This is a genomic window from Lewinella sp. (genome assembly GCF_050633125.1).
GTDB lineage: Bacteria > Bacteroidota > Bacteroidia > Chitinophagales > Saprospiraceae > Lewinella.
Window position 1 is genome coordinate 1 of the sequence record NZ_JBOEFX010000201.1, and the last position, 2661, is coordinate 2661.

1 protein-coding gene is annotated in these 2661 nt (G+C 44.9%); it reads left to right on the forward strand.

Going from position 1 to position 2661, the window contains the following annotated elements:
- The first annotated feature begins 798 nt into the window (after positions 1–798).
- A complete protein-coding gene (locus ACRBG0_RS27965) occupies positions 799–2439 on the forward strand; it encodes an IS1182 family transposase (RefSeq protein WP_431490125.1) in 1641 nt (546 codons plus the stop codon).
- The last annotated feature ends 222 nt before the right edge of the window (positions 2440–2661 follow it).

Consider the following 2661-nt stretch of genomic DNA (forward strand, 5'->3'; position numbering starts at 1 on the left):
ATGAGGCCGCTGGCGAACGATAAAATAATGGATGCTCGGTTATGACTCGGTGAAAGGGCGCGGGATGGGCGCGGGATGGGCGACGATCGGCCGCGATTCAGCGATGTCTGCCGCTGACGAGCGACGCTAGTCGTTGTTCAAGCGATGGCTGGCACTGAACGAGCGACGCTAGTCGTTGTTCAAGCGATGGCTGGCACTGAACGAGCGACGCATAACATCGCATGAGCGACGCTAGTCGTTGCTCATGCGATGTTATGCGTTGGATAAAACGATTACGCCATTGCTAGATACTTCGCCAGCGGCCTCATTTATTAATACTTTCCTTATTTATTTAAAGTTATCAGGGCCCCGAAAAAATAATTTTCTCGCAAAAAGTGGGCAATACTCTCGATAAGTCTTAGCCTGCAGTGACAAAAATACATAATCATATAAAAAAAACAACCAGTAGCTCCAACCCTTCCGCCAAATAGCACGCCCTCCCCCTTTTTGGCCAAAAAGGGGCTGGGCACCAGAAGGTTTTCATGCGGGGGGGTGGAAACCAAAAAGGGGCGGTGGGGATGGTTTGACCCTAGTTTTTACCATTTTCTTTCTTTTTTTTCGTAAAGAGCCTACTTTTGAGTAATTATCGCCCACTTTTTGCTAATTATGGCCGACTTTTCATAAACGTTTAGCATTATATGCCGGTTTAGTTCTTCTCCCAAAATACGGGCTCTTTTTGTCAGGACCAATTTGACATCAGTTATCAGCTCAGATAGAATGAGAGGCCAATTTCAAACTAACTACTTATAGAGGAATGCAATGTCTTTACCAAGCTACTTTATCTTTGATGTGCCAGAAGAAACAGCTCGTGTCGCTCGCCAAACATATCCAAAAGGAAATGTATACATGAAAATGAGAGACGAATTGGAATTGACTTATCATGATAGTGATTTTATTGACTTATACTCCTACACGGGGCAAGCAGCTAAATCGCCGGCATTTCTGGCATTAGTGAGCGTAATGCAATTTGCAGAGGGTTTGACTGATAAACAAGCAACTCAAGCAGTTGCCAGCCGCATTGATTGGAAGTATGCATTAGGGTTGGAATTAACCGATACGGGTTTTGATCCTTCGGTTCTTTCAGAATTTCGAAAGCGACTCTTAGATGGCGAGATGGAAAGACATTTGTTAGATCATATACTTAAGCAACTATCAGAGAAAGGCTTGGTTAAGGCTGGCGGACGACAAAGAACAGACTCAACACATGTTTTGGCTCCTGTTCGTAAATTGAATCGGGTAAAATGTGTAGCCGAAACAATGCGTAAGACCTTGAATGACTTAGCTACAGTCGTTCCTGAATGGTTATTAGAACAAGTGAGCCCGGATTGGTTTGATTTATATGGGCCTCGTTTTGATAGTTATCGTTTACCGCAGAGTAAAAGTGAACTCGGCCAGCTACAATTACGAATTGGTTATGACGGTCACCACTTGTTGCAGGCCATTTATACTGGTGATACTCCTCAGTGGTTAGTAGAAATCCCTAGTGTCAAAATCATGCGCCAAGTGTGGATACAACAATACTATTACGATAATGGACAGCTCAAATGGCGTACAGCCGATCAATTACCACCTAACAAACTGTTAATCCAGTCGCCTTATGATCCCGAGGCACGAAATCGAACCAAACGAAAAACTAACTGGACAGGCTACACAGTACATTTAACAGAAACTTGTGATAAAGACATGCCGCTAATCATCACTTCTGTCTGCACCACGCCTGCCACCACTACCGATGGCGAAATGACAGAAGTGATCCACCAGCAGCTAGCCGACAAAGATTGCTTACCAAACGAACATTTTGTCGATAGCGGGTATACGAATGCCGATAATTTTGTTTCTGCCGCTAAGGTAGATATAGATTTGTGTGGTCCTGTGGCTGGCTCGCCGAGCTGGCAAGCGGCGGCGGGCCAAGGATTCGATATTCCTCATTTTGAGATTGATTGGGCTGGTCAAAGTGCAACCTGTCCAAACGGCGTTTTTAGTCGAACCTGGCGTGATGGGTTTGATAAAAACGGAAATGAAGTTATTAAAATAGGATTTCCTCGCCTTGATTGTTTATCTTGTTTAGATCGAGCAAAATGTACAACAAGTAAAAAAGCTCCTCGTATTCTAACGATACGCCCACAAGAGCAGCACGAAGCTTTGCAAGCGGCCCGTCAACGTCAGACAACTGATAAATTTAAGGAGGCCTACAAAATTCGTGCGGGCTGTGAAAGTGTTATCTCTTATGGGGTACGTACTTTTGGCCTGCGAAAAACTCGCTATATTGGTTTGCGCAAGACCCGTTTGCAACATATTCTGACCGCTACCGCCATGAATCTTACTCGTACTGTCGCTTGGATGGCAGGTATTCCTAGAAAAAAAACTTATATATCTAGGTTTGCCAGACTGGCTGCATAAACGCATCATAGCCTAACACGGCTGATTCAACGCATAAGGCACAGCGCAAAACAGGGCCAATTATGAGCCAAGCTTCGCGCAAAGCAGGGCTGATTCAAGGTTAAATAGGGCTGATTCAACGTTAAATAGGGTAGACCCCGCGCAAAACATAGCTGACCCCGCGTACTTTCAAGGTATTAGTATACGAGCGCTAATTGCTTGATCGTTCGCCAGCGGCCTCAT